18 protein-coding genes are annotated in these 17,963 nt (G+C 70.7%); 4 read left to right on the top strand and 14 right to left on the bottom strand.

What is annotated here, in order from left to right; genetic code table 11:
• Positions 1-33 precede the first annotated feature (33 nt).
• The 4 genes from QTI68_RS04240 to QTI68_RS04225 are packed head-to-tail and all read right to left on the bottom strand — an operon-like array spanning position 34 to position 3,086.
• Complete coding sequence (locus tag QTI68_RS04240; RefSeq protein WP_286519844.1) at positions 34-825, bottom strand: uracil-DNA glycosylase family protein; 792 nt, start codon at positions 823-825, stop codon at positions 34-36.
• Positions 822-1,403, bottom strand: a complete 582-nt coding sequence (rimI, locus tag QTI68_RS04235) for a ribosomal protein S18-alanine N-acetyltransferase (protein WP_286519843.1) — start codon at positions 1,401-1,403, stop codon at positions 822-824. Before rimI ends, QTI68_RS04240 begins: the two co-directional genes overlap by 4 nt.
• Positions 1,400-2,077 carry a tRNA (adenosine(37)-N6)-threonylcarbamoyltransferase complex dimerization subunit type 1 TsaB gene (gene tsaB, locus QTI68_RS04230; protein WP_286519842.1) on the bottom strand — a complete coding sequence of 226 codons (678 nt, stop codon included), beginning with the start codon at positions 2,075-2,077 and terminating at the stop codon, positions 1,400-1,402. Before tsaB ends, rimI begins: the two co-directional genes overlap by 4 nt.
• A complete protein-coding gene (locus QTI68_RS04225) occupies positions 2,070-3,086 on the bottom strand; it encodes a DMT family transporter (RefSeq protein ID WP_286519841.1) in 1,017 nt (338 codons plus the stop codon). The genes tsaB and QTI68_RS04225 overlap by 8 nt, the downstream gene beginning before the upstream one ends.
• Before the next feature lie 78 nt (positions 3,087-3,164).
• On the opposite strand from QTI68_RS04225, the gene dacB reads away from it, so the two are divergent.
• Together dacB and QTI68_RS04215 are read left to right on the top strand one after the other, a co-directional pair.
• Positions 3,165-4,604 (top strand): D-alanyl-D-alanine carboxypeptidase/D-alanyl-D-alanine endopeptidase, encoded by a 1,440-nt coding sequence (dacB, locus tag QTI68_RS04220; protein ID WP_286519840.1) that lies wholly within the window; start codon positions 3,165-3,167, stop codon positions 4,602-4,604.
• A 95-nt stretch (positions 4,605-4,699) separates the two neighbouring features.
• Positions 4,700-6,247, top strand: a complete 1,548-nt coding sequence (locus tag QTI68_RS04215) for an alpha/beta hydrolase family protein (protein WP_286519839.1) — start codon at positions 4,700-4,702, stop codon at positions 6,245-6,247.
• Here QTI68_RS04215 and QTI68_RS04210 read toward each other — a convergent pair.
• Genes QTI68_RS04210 through purE form a run of 3 tightly spaced genes read right to left on the bottom strand, consistent with a single transcriptional unit; the run spans position 6,244 to position 8,965 of the window.
• Positions 6,244-7,245, bottom strand: a complete 1,002-nt coding sequence (locus tag QTI68_RS04210; protein ID WP_286520221.1) for an L-threonylcarbamoyladenylate synthase — start codon at positions 7,243-7,245, stop codon at positions 6,244-6,246. The two genes, QTI68_RS04215 and QTI68_RS04210, sit on opposite strands and share 4 nt — an antisense overlap.
• A gap of 14 nt (positions 7,246-7,259) precedes the next feature.
• Entirely contained in the window at positions 7,260-8,426 is a 1,167-nt protein-coding gene (locus tag QTI68_RS04205; protein ID WP_503011619.1) for a 5-(carboxyamino)imidazole ribonucleotide synthase, read from the bottom strand.
• Entirely contained in the window at positions 8,423-8,965 is a 543-nt protein-coding gene (gene purE / locus QTI68_RS04200; RefSeq protein WP_286519838.1) for a 5-(carboxyamino)imidazole ribonucleotide mutase, read from the bottom strand. Before purE ends, QTI68_RS04205 begins: the two co-directional genes overlap by 4 nt.
• Before the next feature lie 36 nt (positions 8,966-9,001).
• Here purE and QTI68_RS04195 point away from each other — a divergent pair, with 36 nt between their 5' ends.
• Both QTI68_RS04195 and QTI68_RS04190 read left to right on the top strand, forming a co-directional pair.
• Positions 9,002-9,925 carry a tetratricopeptide repeat protein gene (locus QTI68_RS04195; protein WP_286519836.1) on the top strand — a complete coding sequence of 308 codons (924 nt, stop codon included), beginning with the start codon at positions 9,002-9,004 and terminating at the stop codon, positions 9,923-9,925.
• Positions 9,926-10,013: 88 nt separating this feature from the next.
• On the top strand, positions 10,014-10,463 hold the full coding sequence (locus QTI68_RS04190; RefSeq protein ID WP_286519835.1) for an META domain-containing protein: 450 nt from the start codon (positions 10,014-10,016) through the stop codon (positions 10,461-10,463).
• Between the two features lie 11 nt (positions 10,464-10,474).
• Here the strand turns inward: QTI68_RS04190 and QTI68_RS04185 are convergent, their stop codons facing one another.
• The 7 genes from QTI68_RS04185 to QTI68_RS04155 all read right to left on the bottom strand — a co-directional run bounded on the left by QTI68_RS04185 (position 10,475) and on the right by QTI68_RS04155 (position 17,866).
• Positions 10,475-11,122, bottom strand: a complete 648-nt coding sequence (locus QTI68_RS04185; protein WP_286519834.1) for a Crp/Fnr family transcriptional regulator — start codon at positions 11,120-11,122, stop codon at positions 10,475-10,477.
• A gap of 40 nt (positions 11,123-11,162) precedes the next feature.
• Positions 11,163-11,831, bottom strand: coding sequence for a helix-turn-helix transcriptional regulator (locus tag QTI68_RS04180; protein ID WP_286519833.1), 669 nt, complete (start codon positions 11,829-11,831; stop codon positions 11,163-11,165).
• A gap of 118 nt (positions 11,832-11,949) precedes the next feature.
• The gene (locus QTI68_RS04175) at positions 11,950-12,855 is read right to left on the bottom strand and encodes a phosphoribosylaminoimidazolesuccinocarboxamide synthase (RefSeq protein WP_286519831.1); all 906 of its coding nucleotides are present in this window, start codon (positions 12,853-12,855) and stop codon (positions 11,950-11,952) included.
• Between the two features lie 106 nt (positions 12,856-12,961).
• Positions 12,962-14,026: a class II fructose-bisphosphate aldolase gene (gene fba, locus QTI68_RS04170; protein WP_286519830.1), complete on the bottom strand. Its 1,065-nt coding sequence runs from the start codon at positions 14,024-14,026 to the stop codon at positions 12,962-12,964.
• A gap of 107 nt (positions 14,027-14,133) precedes the next feature.
• Positions 14,134-15,582: a pyruvate kinase gene (gene pyk, locus QTI68_RS04165; RefSeq protein ID WP_286519829.1), complete on the bottom strand. Its 1,449-nt coding sequence runs from the start codon at positions 15,580-15,582 to the stop codon at positions 14,134-14,136.
• 118 nt (positions 15,583-15,700) lie between these two features.
• Complete coding sequence (locus tag QTI68_RS04160) at positions 15,701-16,897, bottom strand: phosphoglycerate kinase (protein ID WP_286519828.1); 1,197 nt, start codon at positions 16,895-16,897, stop codon at positions 15,701-15,703.
• A gap of 57 nt (positions 16,898-16,954) precedes the next feature.
• Entirely contained in the window at positions 16,955-17,866 is a 912-nt protein-coding gene (locus QTI68_RS04155) for a LysR family transcriptional regulator (RefSeq protein WP_286519827.1), read from the bottom strand.
• Positions 17,867-17,963: the final 97 nt, after the last annotated feature.

The raw sequence follows: 17,963 nt of genomic DNA, 5'->3' as shown, positions 1-17,963 counted from the left end.
CCGAATTTTAGGTCGGCCGGTGGCTGGCTCGACTCAGGCGTCGGGGCTGGCGCCGGACAGCCCTGACGACACCTGTTCGGCGGCGAGGCACAAGTCGGCCCAGGCGCGGGCCTTGTCGGCCGGGTTGCGCAGCAGGTAGGCCGGGTGGTAGCTCGCGACCACCGGCAGCGCCGCCAGGCCCGGCAGGTCCATCGGCACCGCCCGGCCACGCAGCTTGCCGAGCGGTTCGCCGCTCTGCATCAGGCTCTGCGCCGCCAGCGGCCCCATGGCGAGCACCACGCGTGGCGCCAGCGCCGCGGCGCCCTGCGCCAGCGCTTCGTCGATCGGCTGCGGGCTGCCGGGCTGGCCCGAGGCGACGCCGCGGTGGGTGCGCATCAGGTGCACCGGCAGCGCGCCACCATGCAGTTGCAGCGCGTTCAGCATGTTGTGGAGCAGCCGGCCGGCATCGCCGTCGAAGGGATCGCCATGGCGGCCATCGAGCGCCGGCGGCATGTCGGCCACGATCAGCCAGCCCCCCTGGGCCGCGGCCGGATCGCCGGCCAGGCGCCGTGGCGCCTCGGCCAGCACGGCGGCTCCGTGCGCCGCCGCCGCGGGTGCGCGCTGGACGACGGGCGCCGGTGCGGCCACGGCCGGTGCCGCTCGCGCGGGCGCCGCGGCAGGGAGCGCCGGCGCCTCGGCCTCGATGGCGGGCGCCGCCCGGGCCGCGGGGGCTTCCGGCACCGGCGCTTCAGCCGCTTCCGGCTGGCGCCACCAGAAGAGCTTGATGCCCATTTCGTCGAGCATGGCGCGCTGGCGCGCATCGAGTGTCAAAGCTTCGGAAGTCATTTCAGTCCGCCCCAGGCGCTCGTCGATTCGTGCAGGCGCAGGCTCATCACGACCGCATCCTCGCGGGCGCTGCCTTGCGCCGGGTAGTAGCCCTTGCGCATGCCTACGCGCCGGAAGCCGTTGCGCTCGTAGACCGCCAGCGCGCGCAGGTTGCTGGCCCGCACTTCGAGCCACAGCCACTGCGCGTTCTGGCCGCGCGACCAGCCGGCCAGGGCCTCCAGCATCAGCGGCGCCCAGCCCTGGCCCTGGAAGGCCGGCGCGACCGTGATGTTGAGCAGATGCACTTCGTCGACCCCCTTCATGGCGACGAAATAGCCGATCAGCGTCTCGCCGGGCTCGCGCGCCACCACCCGGTGCCAGAGGGCGCGGGCGCCCCGCGGCGCCTCGGCGGGATCGCTCTCGGGCGGCGGCGCCACCAGGCACTGGCAGTGGTAGCCGGCGGCCAGCGAATCGGTGAAATTGGCCGGTGTCCAGGGATGGGTGAAGGCGCTGCGTTCGATCGCGCAGACGGCCGGCACCCGCTCGAGCGTCATCGGCTCGAGGCGCGCCTCGCGCGGCGACGACAGGACGGCGCTCATCCGGCCCCCTTCAGCGCCGCGCGCTCTTCGGTCGTCTGCGCCACCTTGTCGCGCACGTACAGCGGCCAGGCCTCGGCCGGCGCCACCGTCCGGCCGGCGGCCAGCAGCGCCGGCGCCAGCCGCAGCATCGCGGCCGCGGTGGGCAGCACCTCGTGGCGCGCCACCGCGCGCGGCAGGCGCTCGCCATAGGCGGCGAAGGCATTGCCGGCCAGCGCCCAACCCTCCGGCACCACGACGCCTTCGGGTGCCAGCAGTTCGGCCTCGCTGGCGACCCACTCGACGCCGAAGTCGTAGCCGGCCGCATAGACCTGGTCCATGCGCGCATCGAGCACCGCCACCACGCGGGTGGCGCCGAAGCGGTCGTGGGCTTCCTCGGCCACGGCATGCAGGGTGTCGATCGGCAGCAGCCGGACGCCGGCGCCGTAGCCGAGCCCCTGCGCCACCGAGCAGGCCGTGCGCAGCCCGGTGAACGAGCCCGGCCCGCGGCCGAAGGCGATAGCGTCGAGTTCGCGCAAGCTCAGCCCGGCGGCCCCGAGCAGCTGCTGGATCAGGGGAATCAGGCTGGCCGACGACTGCGCGCCGCCGGTCCCGCTGTGCTCCAGCAGCAGGTCGCCGTGGCGCACCGCGATCGACAGCGCCTCGGTGCTGGTGTCGAAGGCGAGCAGCCTAGCCATCGGAACGCCCTCCGGCCGCGGCCGCCACGGCCCCCGCGGGAATCGGCCACACACCCGGCGCCCGGCTGCGCTGGACGCCGAACAGGATGCCCGCGGTCACCAGCATGAGGCCCGCGAACAGGCTCCAGCTCAGCGGTTCGCCGAGGAAGATCACGGCGCCGAACGCGGACAGCCCCGGCACCAGCGCCGTGATCATGGTCGAGCGCACCGGCCCGAAGTACTGGATCATCCGCGTGAAGGCGATGCCCGAGATCACCACCGAACCGAGGCCCTGGAACGCCATCTGGAACAGGATCTCGCCGACCGGCGCGCTGGCCAGGTGGCTGCGGACGAGGCCGGCCGCGGTCAGCAGCGCATAGGCCGGCACGAAGGCCGCGAAGGCGAACACGGTGATGGCGATGGTGGCGCGCACCGCCTCGAGTCCGTGGCGCCGGACCACGATGCTGTAGCAGGCCCAGCTGAAGGCCGCGCTCATGAAGAGCAGGTCGCCCTTCCAGATCTGGCCGCCTTCGAGCGCGTGCAGCAAGCTGGTGCCGCCGACGAACAGGTCGCCGAGGACGATCAGCGCCAGCCCGAGCGCGCGCAGCGGCGTGATGCGGTCGCGCAGGACCAGGGCCGCCAGCAGCGTGGTCCACAGAGGAAGGCTGCCGGGCATCAGCACCGAGGCGTGGCTGGCCGGCGCAAAGAAGAACCCGGTATAGGCCAGGAGCGCGTAGGCCAGGCCGCCGCAGACGCCGGCCAGCGCGGTCAGGCGCAGCGGCAGCGGCGAGAGGCCGAAGAAGGAGTCGCGGGTCGAGCCTTCGGCGCGGGCGCGCATGACCAGCCAGGCGCCCCAGGGCAGCAGCACCAGGCTGGCGCCGCAGATGCGGGCGAAGGCGAGGTCGAAGGGGGTCAGCGAGCGCCCGGCGGACGCGCGCGCGATGACGATGAACGCGGTCCAGACCCCCACCGTGACGACGGCCGCGCCGATGCCGATGGTGCGGGCTGAGAAACGGGGGGCTGCGGGCATCGGGGGATTATCCAGGGTGGGCGGCCGGCCTGCTGCCGCCGGCCGCGAGAGCCGCCGCCGGCCCGGGATAATCCGGGCATGACCGTCGCCCCGCCGTCCGAGCACCGCCGCTCGCGCCTTGCCCGCCCCCTGGTTTTGGTCCTCGCACTCGCCGCCGCCGCGGTGCCGGTCCTGGCCCAGGGCCTGCCGAACGAGGTCGAGGCGGCGCTGGCCCGCGCCAAGGTGCCGCGCGACGCGGTCACGATGCTGGTCGTGGATGCAGAGGGCACCCGGCCGCCGCGGCTCGCCTGGCGCTCCCAGGTGCCGGTGAACCCGGCGTCGATCATGAAGCTGGTCACCACCTATGCGGCGCTCGACCTGCTCGGCCCGGCCTTCACCTGGCAGACGCCGGTGTACGTCGACGGGCCGGTGCGCAACGGCGTGCTCGAGGGCAATCTCTACATCCAGGGCCAGGGCGACCCGAAGCTGGTGATCGAACGGCTGTGGCTGCTGCTGCGCCGGGTCAAAGGGCTCGGCATCCAGGCCGTGCAAGGCGACATCGTGCTGGATCGCAGCGCCTTCGAGGTGGTCGAAAGCGATCCGAATGCCTTCGACGGCGAGGGCCAGCGCCCCTACAACGCCGCCCCGGACGCCCTGCTGGTCAACTTCAAGTCGGTGGTCATGACCTTCGTGCCCGACCGCGGCGCGCAGACCGCGCGGGTGAGCTACGAACCCCCGCTGGCCGGCGTCGCGATGCAGGCGGCGGTGCCGCTGGCGGCCGGCGAGTGCGGCGACTGGCGCAGCGCCCTGGGCAGCGACTTCGCCGATCCGGCGCGGCTCGGATTCGCCGGCAGCTTTCCGGCCGCCTGCGGCGAAAAGACCTGGGCCGTGGCCTATGCCGACCCGCGCAGCTACGCCGAGCGTGCCGTCGGCGGCCTCTGGGCCGAGATGGGCGGCCGGCTCCAGGGCCAGGTGCGCGACGGCCGGGTGCCGGCCGGGTTGCGGCCGGCGTTCGAGGCGGCGTCGCCGCCGCTGGCCGAAGTGATCCGGGACATCAACAAGTACAGCAACAACGTGATGGCGCAGCAGCTGTTCCTGACGCTCGGGCTGCAGCAGAAGAAGCGCGGCACGCTCGACGCCTCGCGCGCCACGCTGCGCCAGTGGTGGAACGAGCGCATCGGCACCGGCGAAGGCCAGCCGGTGATCGACAACGGCTCGGGCCTGTCGCGCGACGAGCGCATCAGCGCCGCCGCGCTGGCCAGGATGCTGCAGGTGGCCTGGCGCTCGCCGCTGATGCCGGAGCTGGCGTCCTCGCTGCCGGCCTCCGGCGTCGACGGCACCCTGCGCAAGCGCGCGCTGCGCTCGGGCGGCGCCGCGCACCTGAAGACCGGCACTTTGCGCGATGCCGCCGGCGTGGCCGGCTACGTGCATGGCGCCAGCGGCCGGCGCTGGGTGGTGGTCGCGATCGCCAACCACGCCAATGCGGCCGCGGCGCGTCCGGCCTTCGACGCCCTGGTCGACTGGGCCGCCCAGGACTGACCCCGCGCCCGCCGTGTAGGCGGCCGCCGCTTGCGCAGGGGGCGGGCGGTGACCAGAATCGAGCGCCGGTCGAAATCCCGCAGGAGACACATCCCATGAACAGACTCCCAGCCCTCGCCCTCTCGGGCGTTGCCCTGATGATCCTCGCAGGCTGTGGCGGCGGCGGCAACGACGGCTTCGCCGTCAACGTGCCGGCGGACACCGGGCGCGGCTCGGTCGTGACCCAGCCGCCGGAGCGGGTGCAGCGGCTCACGACCGACCAGTTCACTGCCCTGCTGCAGGTCACTGCGCAGGGCCGTTCGCTGCAGACCATCGCCGGCACGCCGAAGTGCGGCGTCGACCTGCGCTACCTCGAATACCGCACCATCGGCGGCCAGGGCGAGGCCACCAATGCGACCGCGGCGATCATGGTGCCGGCCGGAACCGACCCGGCCTGCAATGGTCCCCGCCCGGTGGTGCTGTACGCGCACGGCACCGCCGTGGAACGCAGCTACAACATCGCCCGCTGGACCGACACCAGCCAGCCGGCAGCGGGCGAAGGGGTGATCGTGGCGGCGATGTTCGCGGCCCAGGGCTTCATCGTGGTGGCGCCGAACTACGCCGGCTACGACAAGTCGACGCTGACCTACCACCCCTACCTCAACGGCAACCAGCAGGGCAAGGACATGGTCGATGCGCTGACCGCAGCGCGCAAGACCTTCCCCTTCATCGACGCCAGCGACGCCGGCGCGCTGTTCGTGACCGGCTATTCGCAGGGCGGCTACGTCGCCCTGGCGGCGCACCGCGAGCTGCAGGCCATCGGCGCGAAGGTGGCGGCGTCGGCGCCGCTGTCCGCGCCGGCCGCCATCAGCCTGCTGACCGACTACACCTTCAGCGGCTGGCCGGCGCTGGGCAGCACGCTGTTCACGCCGCTGCTGTCGACCAGCTGGCAGAAGCAGTTCGGCTACGTCTACAACAACACCGCCGACATCTACGAAGCCCAGTACGCCGCCGGCATCGACACCCTGCTGCCGAGCCTGACGCCGAGCAACACGCTCTACACCACTGGCAAGCTGCCGCCGCTGGCGCTCTTTCCGCCGAACGCGGTGCCGGGCCCGGTCGATCCCTCGCTGGCCGTGTTCTATGCGCCCAACAACCTGGTCCGCCAGACTTACCTGACACAGGCCGCCACCGACATCCAGGTCAACACCTGCCCGGGCAACGCGCTGCCGGCGACGCCGGCCTCGCTCAACAACGCGTCGCCGCTGGGCTGCCAGCCGCTGCTCGGCTTCCGCAGGGCGGCGCTGGCGAACGACCTGCGCAACTGGCTGCCGACGCGCCCGGTGCTGATGTGCGGCGGCGCCAACGACCCGACCGTGAACTTCCTGAGCACGCGGGCCACGGCCGGCTACTTCCGCGCCAGCGGCATGCCGGCTTCGGCGCTGACCGTGGTCGACCTCGAGGACATCAACGCCACCGACGCCTTCTCGGCGGCGCGGGCCGGCTTCGCGCAGGCCAAGATCGGCACCGCGACCAGCGCCGGCGGCACGACCGCGAACCAGCAGCAGGCGGTGGTGCAGGCTTATCACAGCACGCTGGTGGCGCCGTTCTGCATCGCGGCGGCGCGGGGGTTTTTTGTAGGGGTGCTGGCTTCGGGGGGCTAGCCCTTTGAAGCGCGCGTCAGCCGGTCCCGCACGCCTTCCCACTCGGGGCCGGGCGGCGGGGTCTCGACCCAGATCAGCTTGACGCCCTCGGCGTCGAAGGCGCGCAGCACCGCGAAAAGCTGCTGCGCGGCGGCGCTTGCGTCGTCGGGCATGCGCCGCTGCAGCAGGCGCTGCGACCGGCTGCTCAACTCGGACCGCGACCAGACCGCCATGTTGGCGGCGTTCGCCCCCAGCACGTCGAGACCGGCCTGCAAGGCCTTGGCGTCCATCAGGCGCACCTTGGCGCTCGGCGCGTAGTGCGCTTCGAGGGTGCCGGAGGCCCGCGGGTCGGGCGCCCCGAGCGAGTCCTTGTCGCGCAGCGGCTCGCCGCCGGCGGCCTCGATCTGCGTGCGCGTGATCGCGCCGGGACGCAGCAGCACCGGCGCGCCGCGGCTGCAGTCGACGATGGTCGATTCGATACCGACCTCGCACGGTCCGCCGTCGACCACCAGCAGCGTGTCGCCGAACTCCTGCTGCACGTGCAGCGCGGTGGTCGGGCTGACGCGGCCGAAACGATTGGCGCTCGGCCCGGCGACGCCCAGCACGCCCTGTTCGGCACAGGCGGCCAGCAGGGCCTGCGCCACCGGATGCGCCGGGCAACGCAGGCCGATGGTGTCCTGGCCACCGGCTGCCGCGGCGCCGACGCCGGGCTGGCGTTCGACGATCAGCGTCAGCGGGCCGGGCCAGAAGGCGCGCACCAGCTTCTGGGCGAAGGCCGGCAGGGGCCGGGCGAAATGCGCCAGCGCCTCGGTGCCCCGGGCGCCCGCCGCCACGTGGACGATCAGCGGGTGGTCACTGGGCCGGCCCTTGGCCGCGAAGATGCCCGCGACCGCGGCATCGCTGCCGGCGTCGGCGCCCAGTCCGTAGACGGTTTCGGTCGGGAAGGCGACCAGGCCGCCGGCGCGCAGGACCTGCGCCGCCTCGGCGATCGCCTCGGGCAGGCGGCCATCGCGGATCATCCCGGCGACCCCGCTCATTCGGACAACGGGATCGCCAGCCCCAGCAACGCCGCCGCGAAGTCGGCGGTGCTGCGGACCGTCTCGATGCCGTCGCCGGTGATGTTGAGGTGGCCCATCTTGCGGCCGCGGCGCGCCTCGGTCTTGCCGTAGAGGTGCAGGTGGGTGCCGGGCAGGGCCAGCACGTCGGCCCAGCGCGGCTCCTGCGGCGTCTCGCCGTCGACGAACCACAGGTCCCCCAGCAGGTTCAGCATGATCGCCACGCTGTGCTGGCGCGGCGGATTGAGCGGCAGCCCGGCCAGCGTGCGCACCTGCAGTTCGAACTGCGAGACGTCGCTGGCGTCCATGGTCCAGTGGCCGCTGTTGTGGGGCCGCGGCGCCATCTCGTTGACCACCAGCCGGCCGTCGCCGAGCACGAAGAACTCGACGCACAGCACCCCGACATAGGCCAGCCCGTCGGCGATCGAGCGGGCCGCGGCCACGGCGCGGCGGGCGGTCGACTCGGGCATGTTGTGGGGATGGACCTCGGTGACGGCCAGGATGCCGTCGCGGTGCAGGTTGCGCTGCACCGGGAAGTTCACCATCTGCCCGTCCTCGCCGCGGGCGACGATCACCGAGCATTCGAAGTCGAGGGGCAGCAGCTGTTCGAGCACGCAAGGCACGTCGCCGGCGTCGTGCCAGGCGGCCTGCAGCTCGGCCCGGGTCGCCACCCGGCGCTGGCCTTTGCCGTCGTAGCCGAGCCGCGCGGTCTTGAGGATGCCGGGCAGCAGTTCGTCCGCCACGGCCGCCAGCTGGTCGTCGGTCTCGATCACGGCGTAAGGGGCGCATTCGACGCCGCAGCGCACGAAATGGCTTTTTTCGCGGATCCGGTCCTGGGCGATCGCCACGGCATCGGCGCCCGGCGACACCGGCCGGGCCGTCGCCAGGTGCTCGAGAGAGGGCGCCGGCACGTTCTCGAACTCGGTCGTCACGGCGTCGGCCAGGCCGGCCAGCCGCGCCAGGCCGTCGACGTCGGTGTAGTCGGTGTGGATGTGGTGGTGGCTCACCCGCCCGGCCGGGCTGTCGGCGTCGGGGTCGAGCACCGCGGTGAAATAGCCCATGGTCTGGGCCGCGTGCACGAACATCCGCCCCAGCTGGCCGCCCCCGAGCACCCCCAGCGTGGCGCCCGGCAACACGACGCTCACAATGCGCCCCCGCCCTGCGGCGAGAACGGCGACACCGGCTCGGCATCGCCCGGCGGCAAGGTCATGGCCTGCGCGGCCTCGGTCTGCCGCAGCCGGAAGGCGTCGAGCTGTGCCCGCAGCGCCGGATCGCCCACCGCCAGCATGGCGACCGCGAACAGCGCCGCGTTGGCCGCCCCGGCATTGCCGATCGCGAAGGTCGCCACCGGCACGCCCTTGGGCATCTGGACGATGCTGTAGAGCGAATCGACGCCCTGCAGGTGCCGGCTGGCGACCGGCACGCCGAGCACCGGCACCGTGGTCTTGGCCGCCAGCATGCCCGGCAGGTGGGCGGCCCCGCCGGCGCCGGCGATGATCGCCGCCAGCCCGCGCGACGCGGCGCTTTCGGCGTAGGCGAACAATTCGTCGGGCATCCGGTGGGCCGAGACCACCCGGGCTTCGTGGGCGATGCCGAATTGCTGGAGAATCTCGACCGCGTTGCGCATCGTCTCCCAGTCGGAGTTCGAGCCCATCACCACGCCGACCTGAATTGCTTGCTTCATGGTTCCAATTTTACGTTTCACCCCCACCTTCCCGCGATGATCGACATCACCCTCGAAAATTTCCAGTCCGAGCTGATCGACGGCTCGATGACCACGCCGGTCCTGCTCGACATCTGGGCCGAATGGTGCGGGCCCTGCAAACAGCTCGGGCCGGTGCTCGAAAAGCTCGAAGTCGAGTACGCCGGCCGCTTCACGCTGGCCAAGCTCGATGCCGACAAGGTGCCGCAGATCTCCGAGCAGCTGAGCCAGATGTTCGGCGTGCGCAGCATCCCGTTCTGCGTCATGTTCAAGGACGGCCAGCCGGTCGACGGCTTCGTCGGCGCGATCCCGGCCGACCAGATCCGCGCCTTCCTCGACAAGCACGTGCCGCCGGGCGACGAGGACGCGCCGCCGCTCGACCAAGAAGTCTCGGCCCAGCAGGCCCTGGCCGAGGGCGACACCCAGGGCGCGCTCGAGAAGCTGCAGCACGCGGTCGCCACCGACCCGGCCAACGACGACGCCCGCTTCGATTACGTCAAGCTGCTGCTGCAGGAAGGCCGCACCGACGACGCCAAGGTCGCGTTCGCCCCGGTGATCGCCAAGACCTCGCTGGTGCGCCGCTTCGATTCGCTGCAGCGCTGGATGGACGCGATCGACTTCGCGGCCCCGGCCGCGGGGGCGGCACCCGCGCTGGCCGACCTGGACAGCCGGATCGCCGCGAACAAGCGCGACTTCGACGCCCGCTTCGACCGCGCCCGCCTGCTGATGGCCGCCCGGCGCTGGACCGACGCCATGGACGAGCTGCTCGACATCCTGATGCGCGACAAGAGCTGGAACGAGGACCTGGCGCGCAAGACCTACATCGCGGTGCTCGACATCATCGAACCGCCGAAGGTCAAGGTCGCCGACGGCCAGATTCCGCCGGACGACCCGACCGTGGCCAGCTACCGGCGTCGACTGAGCAGCGTGGTGCTCAGCTGAGGCCCGGGAAGCGCGAGGCGTTGGCGCGCCGGGCCCGGTCGCATACGATGGCGCAAATATCAATTTGTTGCAGAAGGACACACAGGCCATGCGCTCCCGCCCTGCCGCCATCCCCCTTTTCACGGCCGCCCTGCTGGCAGCGATGCTGACTGCCGGCTGCGGCAGCGCCATCCCGCTCGACGAACCGATCGAAGGCCCGGTCTGGCGCCTCGACCAGCTCGGCGGCGAGCCGGTGGCCGCCGGCAACGATCCGCGGCGCGATCCGCAGGTGGTGTTCAACCGCAGCAACGGACGCGTGAGCGGCTCGGGCGGCTGCAACCAGCTGTCGGGCACCTTCGAGCGCAGCGGCAGCACGCTCAAGCTGAGCCAGCTGGCCTCGACCCGGATGGCCTGCGCCGACCCGGCGCTCGGCACCAAGGAGCAACAATTCTTTGCCGCCCTGCAGGCCACCGCCAGCTACCGGCTGCAGAGTCCGACCCGGCTGGCCCTGCTCGATGCGAGCGGGCGCACCGTGGCGACGCTGAGCGCGGCGCGCTGAGACGCGCCCGGCTACCAGCGCGCCGGCAGCTCCCGCAGCAGCGTCAGCTGGCGCTGCGCGACCGCCACGTAGTCCCCCTGCTCGAGGTCCTTGAGCAGCCGGCTCACCATTTCCCGCGAACAGCCGATCTCGCTGGCGATCGCCTGGTGCGTCAGCCGCTCGGCGATCGGCCGGCTACCGTCCGCCGCCGGCGCCGACGCGCGTTCCTCGAGCAGGCGCTTCAGGCGCGCGTAGACGTCGAGCAACGCCATGCTGCGGGCGCTCTCGGTGGCCAGCCGGGCGCGGCGGATCAGCCGCACGATCAGCGCCAGCGCGAAATCGGGATGGTCGGCGATGTGCTGCAACATGGTTTCGCGGGTGACGACGGCGCAGACGGTCGGCTCGACCGCTTCCACGCTGGCGGAACGCGGGCCGCCGTCGAGCGACATCTCGCCGACATATTCGCCCGGCCCGTGCAGGCCCAGGGTGATCTCGCGGCCGCGCGCGTCCGAGAGAAAGGCCCTCAGCCGCCCGGACAGCACGATGTAGATCGAGCCGCCCTGCTCGCCTTCTTCAATCAGCCGCGCCCGCGTTCGGTAGCGGCGCTGGATGCCGCGTTGGGCGAGTTGCAGCAGGGCGGGCGGGAGTGGGACGTGTTCGACACCGGAGGCAGCGGGCATCCGTCGAATATAAGGTCAGCGGGGCCGCCCCCGCCGGCCGTCACTCGCCGAATCTCAGCGCCGACACGATCTGCGGCATCCGCGAGACGCGGTGCACCACCTCGCGGATGCTGTTGCTGCCGGTCTTCTGCCGGACATTCTTGATGTGGGTGCGCACCGTGGACATCCGGATGCCTTCGAGGCAGGCGATCTCCTCGGCGCCATGGCCGGCGCAGAGCCGGGCCAGCACGTTCTGCTCGGCCCGGGTCAGGTGCCGGGCGCGGGCGAACATCTGCATGGTCAGCGTCTCGCAGCCGGGACGGCGGCTGCACATCACGAGCACCGTGTCGACGGTGCCGCTGCCGTGCACCGCGGCCAGTGGAATGAAGGCCACCGAGAGCGAATCCTCGCCGTCTTCGAGCTCGACGATGCTGCGGCAGTCGCGCTCGGCATCCTTGAGGGCCTGGCGGATCTTCGCCTGGGAGGCGGCGTTGCCGGCGCAGAGCATGCCCTCGCCGTTGCGCAACGCGCGCGCCGCGGCCAGTTCGCGCCGGGCCGGGAAATTGGCATGCAGGATGCGGCCGGTCAGGTCCAGCAGCAGCAGGCCATGGTCGATCTCGTCGAGCACCCGGGCCAGCATGCCGGGCTGCAGCGCGTCCGGCGGCGCGGCGGTGACGTCGCGGCCAAAGCGCTCCAGGTAGGTGATCTCGAAATCTGCTGCGGTTTCCATGGTGCTCTCCTCATCTGGGGGGATGAAAAGAGTTTGGAAGACTGCGAGGCTGGCGTGCGGTGAGTATTGCCGCGGATTTTGTGATCTATTTACATTCCGCTGCCTGATCAGGCAGCAGTCAGCCGGTGAGCCGCTGCAGGGCTTCGCGGTACTTCGCCGCGGTCTTCTCGATCACCTCGGCCGGCAGCCGCGGCGCCGGCGGCGTCTTGTCCCAGGGCTTGCCGTTGATCTTCGTGGCCTCGAGCCAGTCGCGCACGAACTGCTTGTCGTAGCTCGGCGGGTTGGTGCCGGCGGCCAGCGCGGCCTCGTAGCCTTCGACCGGCCAGTAGCGCGAGCTGTCGGGCGTCAGCACCTCGTCCATCAGCACCAGCGTGCCGGCCTCGTCGAGGCCGAACTCGAACTTGGTGTCGGCGATGATCATGCCCTTGGTCAGCGCGATCGCGGCCGCGGCCTCGTAGATCGCGATGCTGGTCTCGCGGATCTGCTGGGCCAGCGTCGGGCCGACCACCTCGACCACCTTGTCGTAGCTGATGTTCTCGTCGTGCGCGCCGGCCGCCGCCTTGGCGGCGGGCGTGAAGATCGGCCGCGGCAGCTTGCTGGCGTTGGTCAGCCCCTCGGGCAGGGGGACGCCGCAGACGGCGCGGTTGTCCTGGTATTCCTTCCAGCCGCTGCCGGCCAGGTAGCCGCGCACCACGGCCTCGACCGGGATCGGCGTCAGGCGCTTGACCAGCATCGAGCGGCCCTCGACCTGGGGCACCTCCTCGGGCGTGACCACGCTCTCGGGCGCGTCGCCGGTGAGATGGTTCGGGCACAGGTGGCCGAGCCGTTCGAACCACCACAGCGCCATCTGCGTCAGGATCACACCCTTGCCAGGAATGGGCTCGCCCATGATCACGTCGAAGGCCGACAGGCGGTCGCTCGCGACCATCAGGATGCGGTCGCTGCCGACCGCATAGTTGTCGCGCACCTTGCCGCGCGCCAGCAGCGGAAGGCTTTTGATGGAGGAGGTATGGACGGTGGTCATGGCGAAATGGATGAAGCGGGGCGGGTGACGCCGGAGATTGTGCGCGCGCTGCGGCCGGCGCAGAAAAAAGCCACCGCGAAGGTGGCTTTCAGGCGCAAGCGAAGGGTCAGACCACTTGTTGCGCGAGCTCGCCCTTGGCGTACTTGGCGGCGACCACCTGCAGGGTGTCGCCCTTGATCTTCGGGCCCTGGCCTTCGCAGCCGAACTCGAGGTAGCGCTGCTTGCAGATCAGGCGCGCGGCTTCGCGCGCCGGCTTGAGCCATTCGCGGGCGTCGAACTTCTCGGGGTGCTCGGCCAGGAACTTGCGCACCGCGCCGGTCATCGCCAAGCGGATGTCGGTGTCGATGTTGATCTTGCGCACGCCGTGCTTGATGGCTTCCTGGATTTCCTTGACCGGCACGCCGTAGGTTTCCTTCATGTTGCCGCCGTACTGGCGGATGATCGCCAGCAGCTCCTGCGGCACGCTCGACGAGCCGTGCATCACCAGGTGGGTGTTCGGGATGCGGCGGTGGATTTCCTTGATGCGGTCGATCGCCAGGATGTCGCCGGTGGGCTCGCGGGTGAACTTGTAGGCGCCGTGGCTGGTGCCGATGGCGATCGCCAGGGCGTCGATCTGGGTGCGCTTGACGAAGTCGGCGGCCTGCTCCGGGTCGGTCAGCAGCTGCTCGCGGGTCATGGTGTCGTCGGTGCCGTGGCCGTCTTCCTTGTCGCCCTTCATGGTCTCGAGCGAGCCCAGGCAGCCGAGTTCGCCTTCGACCGTGACGCCGACCTTGTGCGCCATGTCGGCCACCTTGCGCGTGACGTCGACGTTGTAGTCGTAGCTGGCGATGGTCTTGCCGTCGGCTTCGAGCGAGCCGTCCATCATGACCGAGCTGAAGCCGAGGTCGATCGCGCCGCGGCAGACGTCGGGGCTCTGGCCGTGGTCCTGGTGCATCACCAGCGGCACCGTCGGGTAGGCCTCGATGGCGGCCTGGATCAGGTGCTTGATGAAGGCTTCGCCCGCGTACTTGCGGGCGCCAGCGCTGGCTTGCAGGATGACGGGGGCCCCGACTTCCTTGGCGGCCTCCATCACGGCCTGCACCTGTTCGAGGTTGTTGACGTTGAAAGCCGGAATGCCGTAGCCGTTGGCGGCGGCATGGTCGAGCAGTTCGCGCATCGAGACGAGTGCCATTGAAATACCTCGCGGGAATCTAGGGATGGAAACGAAATAACTCCCGCGATTCTACCGAGGCCCCCTGCAGGACGGCTTCGATGGCCCCTGCCACCGCGGGGCGCGCGCTAGCTGACCCTGCAGATCTTCAGCATGTTGGTGCCACCCGGCGCGCCCATCGGCTCGCCGCAGGTGATCGCGTAGACATCGCCAGTCTGCACGATGCCGCGCTTTTTCAGATGCGCCTCGGCCTGCTCCAGCGCCGTGTCCCGGTCGCTTTCCGAATCCATCAGGAGCGGCCGCACGTTGCGGTACAGCGCCATCTTGCGCTGGGTCGAGAGCCGCGAGGTCAGGGCGTACATCGGGATGTGCGCCCGGTGGCGGCTCATCCAAAGCGGGGTCGAGCCCGATTCGGTCAGCGCCACGATCGCCTTGGCGCCCAGGTGGTGGGCCGTGAACAGCGCGCCCATCGCGATCGACTGGTCGATCCGGCTGTAGTTCTTGCCGCTGAAATCGGCGTCGAGCTGCAGGTCTTCGGCGGCCTCGGCGGCTTCGCAGATCTTGCTCATCTCCTGCACCGTCTCGAGCGGGTAGCGGCCCGAGGCGGTCTCGGCCGAGAGCATCACGGCGTCGGTGCCGTCGAGCACCGCGTTGGCGACGTCGCTGACCTCGGCCCGCGTCGGCACCGGGTTGGTGATCATCGACTCCATCATCTGGGTCGCGGTGATGACCACCCGGTCCATCTCGCGCGCCATGCGGATCATCTTCTTCTGCAGCGCCGGCACGGCCGCGTTGCCGACCTCGACGGCCAAGTCGCCGCGGGCCACCATGATGCCGTCGCTGGCGCGCAGGATCTCCTCGAGCTTGGGGATCGCCTCGGCGCGCTCGATCTTGGCGATCATGCCGGGCTTGTGGCCGAATTCGGCCGCCGCCACGTTGCACAGCTGGCGCGCCATCTCCATGTCGGTCGCGTTCTTGGGGAAGCTCACTGCCACGTAGTCGGCCTGGAAGCTCATCGCGGTCTTGATGTCCTCCATGTCCTTGGCGGTCAGCGCCGGCGCGGTGAGCCCGCCGCCCTGCTTGTTGATGCCCTTGTTGTTGGACAGCTCGCCGCCCAGGCGCACCGTGGTGTGGACCGCATCGCCCTTGACCGCGTCGACCGTCAGCACGATGAGGCCGTCGTTCAACAGCAGGCTGTCGCCCGGCTTGACGTCGCGCGGCAGGTCCTTGTAGTCGAGGCCGACGGCGTCGACGTCGCCCGGCTCGGTGCGCGAGGCATCGAGAATGAACTTGGCGCCGGGCTCGAGCCAGACCTTGCCCTCGGCGAACTTGCCGACCCGGATCTTCGGGCCCTGCAGGTCGGCCATGATCGCCACCTCGCGGCCGCTGCGCCGGGCCGCCTCCCGCACCATCGCGGCCCGGTTGATGTGGTCCTGCGCCGTGCCGTGGCTGAAGTTGAGCCGCACCACGCTGACCTTGTAGTGGATCATCTGCTCGAGCAGCTCGAGCGTGTTCGAGGCGGGACCGAGGGTCGCGACGATCTTGGTGGCGTGGCGGGGCAGGCGGGGCGTGCTCATCGTTGTCTCCTTTAATCAGTTGAGGACAGAGCAAAAACTGCTGGGCAGTTTCTTGGTCTGTCCCGCAAAGTGTTTGTATGCCGTACTGTATACACTTTATAGGAGCACCGGAAGAGGGTTATCCGCCCGCCGCCCGTTTCGACAGGATTTCGAAGGCCGGCAGCGTCTTGCCTTCAAGGATTTCCAGGAAGGCGCCGCCGCCGGTCGAGATGTAGCCGATCTTGTCCTCGATGCCGTACTTGGCGATGGCCGCCAGCGTGTCGCCGCCGCCGGCGATCGAGAACGCCTTGCTGTCGGCGATGGCGTGGGCGATGGTCTTGGTGCCGTTGGCAAAAGCGTCGAACTCGAACACGCCCACCGGACCGTTCCAGACGATCGTGCCGGCCTCGCGCAGCTGGGCGGCCAGCAGTTCGGCGGTCTTCGGGCCGATGTCGAGGATCAGGTCGTCGTCGGCGACGTCGGTGGCGTCCTTGATGGTCGCCGCCGCGTCGGCCGCGAAGGCCTTGGCCGTCACCACGTCGACCGGGATCGGCACTGCCGCGCCGCGCGCGCGCATGGCATCGATCACGGCCTTGGCCTGGTCGATCAGGTCGGGCTCGGCCAGCGACTTGCCGATCTTCAACCCGGCGGCCAGCATGAAGGTGTTGGCGATGCCGCCGCCGACGATCAACTGGTCGACCTTCTCGGCCAGGCTCTTCAGGATGGTCAGCTTGGTGCTGACCTTGGAGCCGGCGACGATCGCCACCAGCGGCCGCTGGGGCTGCGCCAGGGCCTTGGTGATGGCATCGATCTCGGCCGCCAGCAACGGGCCGGCCGAGGCGACCTTGGCGAACTGGGCGATGCCGTAGGTGGTGGCCTCGGCCCGGTGCGCGGTGCCGAAGGCATCGTTGACGTAGATGTCGGTCAGCGCGGCGAGCTTGCGCGAAAGCGCCTCGTCGTTCTTTTTCTCGCCCTTGTTCAGGCGGCAGTTCTCGAGCAGCACGACCTGGCCCGGCGCGACCTGCACGCCGTCGACCCAGTCCGACACCAGCGGCACTTGGCGGCCGAGCAGCTCGCCCAGGCGGGCGGCGACCGGCGCCAGCGAATCCTCGGGCTTGAACTGGCCTTCAGTGGGCCGGCCCAGGTGCGAGGTGACCATCACGGCGGCGCCGGCGTCGAGCGCCGCACGGATGCAGGGCACCGAGGCGCGGATGCGGGTGTCCTCGGTGATGCGGCCCGTGTCGTCCTGCGGCACGTTGAGATCGGCTCGGATGAAAACGCGCTGGCCGGCGACTTTGCCTTGCGCACAGAGGTCGGTGAATCGAAGGACGTTCATGGGTGGCAATCTGAAAGCGGATGAAGGGGGCCACAACGGGCAGCGCCATTGTAGGTTTCAGCCCGCCAGGCCCGGCTCGCGCGCGACCTGCTGGAGCAATTCCACGAAGCTGGCGGCCGCCGGCGACAGCGAGCGTTTCGCCGCCCCGTAGACGCAGACCTCGCGGTGGAAGTCGGGCTGGTCGAGCCGCACCATCTGCAGCCCGTGGGCCCGCACCAGCGAGGCCGAATAGGTCGGGCACACCGTGAGCCCGAGCCCGGCGGCGACCATGCCGAGCGCGGTCGTCATGTACGACACCTCCTGGGTCGTGGCGCGCAGCATGAGCTCGCGCGCGTCGGCGGCGAGTTCGGGCAGCACGCGCTGGCGGAAGTCGCGCGTCGGCGCGATGAAGACGTAGGGGCCGAGTTCGCTCCAGCGGACCTGGCGGCGGCGCGCGAAGGCATGGCCCGGCGGGCAGATCAGCCAGTGCCGGTCGCGAAACAGCGTCCGCCGCTCGACCAGCGCGGCGTCCACCGCCACATCCTGGCCGACCGCCAACTCAACCTCGCCCGACAGCAGGCCGTCGAGCAGGTGCTCGGGCAACGTGTCGGCCAGCCGGACATCGACGTCGGGATGCAGCTCGCGGTAGGCCGCGATCACGCGCGGCATCAGCGTGCAGGCCATGAGCTGCGGCGCCGCCAGCCGCAGCACGCCCTTCTTCTTGTCGCGCAGGTCGGTGACGCCGGCCACCGCGCCGGCCAGGTCGGCCAGCAGGCGCTGGACCGAGGGCTGGAATTCGCGCCCGGCCTCGGACAGCAGCACGCGCCGGGTGTGACGGTCGAACAGCTGCACCCCCATTTCGCGTTCGAGCTCGCGCACCAGCACGCTGAGCGCCGACTGGGTCAGGTGCAGGGTGGCGGCGGCAGCGGTGAAGCTGCCGGTCTCGGCCACGGCGGCGAAGGCGCGCAGTTGGCGCAGGGTCAGATTCATGGTCTCGCTTCATCAATCGATGAATTTATTTCGATTGAATCATAAGAAGAATGGCGGCCCAATCGCTCCGACCCTGCGAGACCTTGACTGGAGAGAC

The sequence above is a fragment of the Variovorax sp. J31P207 genome, from assembly GCF_030316965.1.
Taxonomy (GTDB): Bacteria; Pseudomonadota; Gammaproteobacteria; order Burkholderiales; family Burkholderiaceae_C; genus Variovorax; species Variovorax ginsengisoli_B.
This window is presented reverse-complemented; position numbering and strand designations above follow the sequence as displayed.

Bases quoted from the DNA above. Each gene is read 5' to 3' on its own strand.
- QTI68_RS04175 (WP_286519831.1), bottom strand. From the start codon at position 12,855: ATGACCACCGTCCATACCTCCTCCATCAAAAGCCTTCCGCTGCTGGCG.
- QTI68_RS04160 (WP_286519828.1), bottom strand. From the start codon at position 16,897: ATGAACGTCCTTCGATTCACCGACCTCTGTGCGCAAGGCAAAGTCGCC.
- QTI68_RS04240 (WP_286519844.1), bottom strand. From the start codon at position 825: ATGACTTCCGAAGCTTTGACACTCGATGCGCGCCAGCGCGCCATGCTC.
- fba (WP_286519830.1), bottom strand. From the start codon at position 14,026: ATGGCACTCGTCTCGATGCGCGAACTGCTCGACCATGCCGCCGCCAAC.
- tsaB (WP_286519842.1), bottom strand. From the start codon at position 2,077: ATGGCTAGGCTGCTCGCCTTCGACACCAGCACCGAGGCGCTGTCGATC.
- QTI68_RS04210 (WP_286520221.1), bottom strand. From the start codon at position 7,245: ATGATCCGCGATGGCCGCCTGCCCGAGGCGATCGCCGAGGCGGCGCAG.
- QTI68_RS04225 (WP_286519841.1), bottom strand. From the start codon at position 3,086: ATGCCCGCAGCCCCCCGTTTCTCAGCCCGCACCATCGGCATCGGCGCG.
- rimI (WP_286519843.1), bottom strand. From the start codon at position 1,403: ATGAGCGCCGTCCTGTCGTCGCCGCGCGAGGCGCGCCTCGAGCCGATG.
- QTI68_RS04195 (WP_286519836.1), top strand. From the start codon at position 9,002: ATGATCGACATCACCCTCGAAAATTTCCAGTCCGAGCTGATCGACGGC.
- QTI68_RS04215 (WP_286519839.1), top strand. From the start codon at position 4,700: ATGAACAGACTCCCAGCCCTCGCCCTCTCGGGCGTTGCCCTGATGATC.
- pyk (WP_286519829.1), bottom strand. From the start codon at position 15,582: ATGAGCACGCCCCGCCTGCCCCGCCACGCCACCAAGATCGTCGCGACC.
- QTI68_RS04155 (WP_286519827.1), bottom strand. From the start codon at position 17,866: ATGAATCTGACCCTGCGCCAACTGCGCGCCTTCGCCGCCGTGGCCGAG.
- dacB (WP_286519840.1), top strand. From the start codon at position 3,165: ATGACCGTCGCCCCGCCGTCCGAGCACCGCCGCTCGCGCCTTGCCCGC.
- QTI68_RS04190 (WP_286519835.1), top strand. From the start codon at position 10,014: ATGCGCTCCCGCCCTGCCGCCATCCCCCTTTTCACGGCCGCCCTGCTG.
- QTI68_RS04180 (WP_286519833.1), bottom strand. From the start codon at position 11,831: ATGGAAACCGCAGCAGATTTCGAGATCACCTACCTGGAGCGCTTTGGC.
- QTI68_RS04185 (WP_286519834.1), bottom strand. From the start codon at position 11,122: ATGCCCGCTGCCTCCGGTGTCGAACACGTCCCACTCCCGCCCGCCCTG.
- purE (WP_286519838.1), bottom strand. From the start codon at position 8,965: ATGAAGCAAGCAATTCAGGTCGGCGTGGTGATGGGCTCGAACTCCGAC.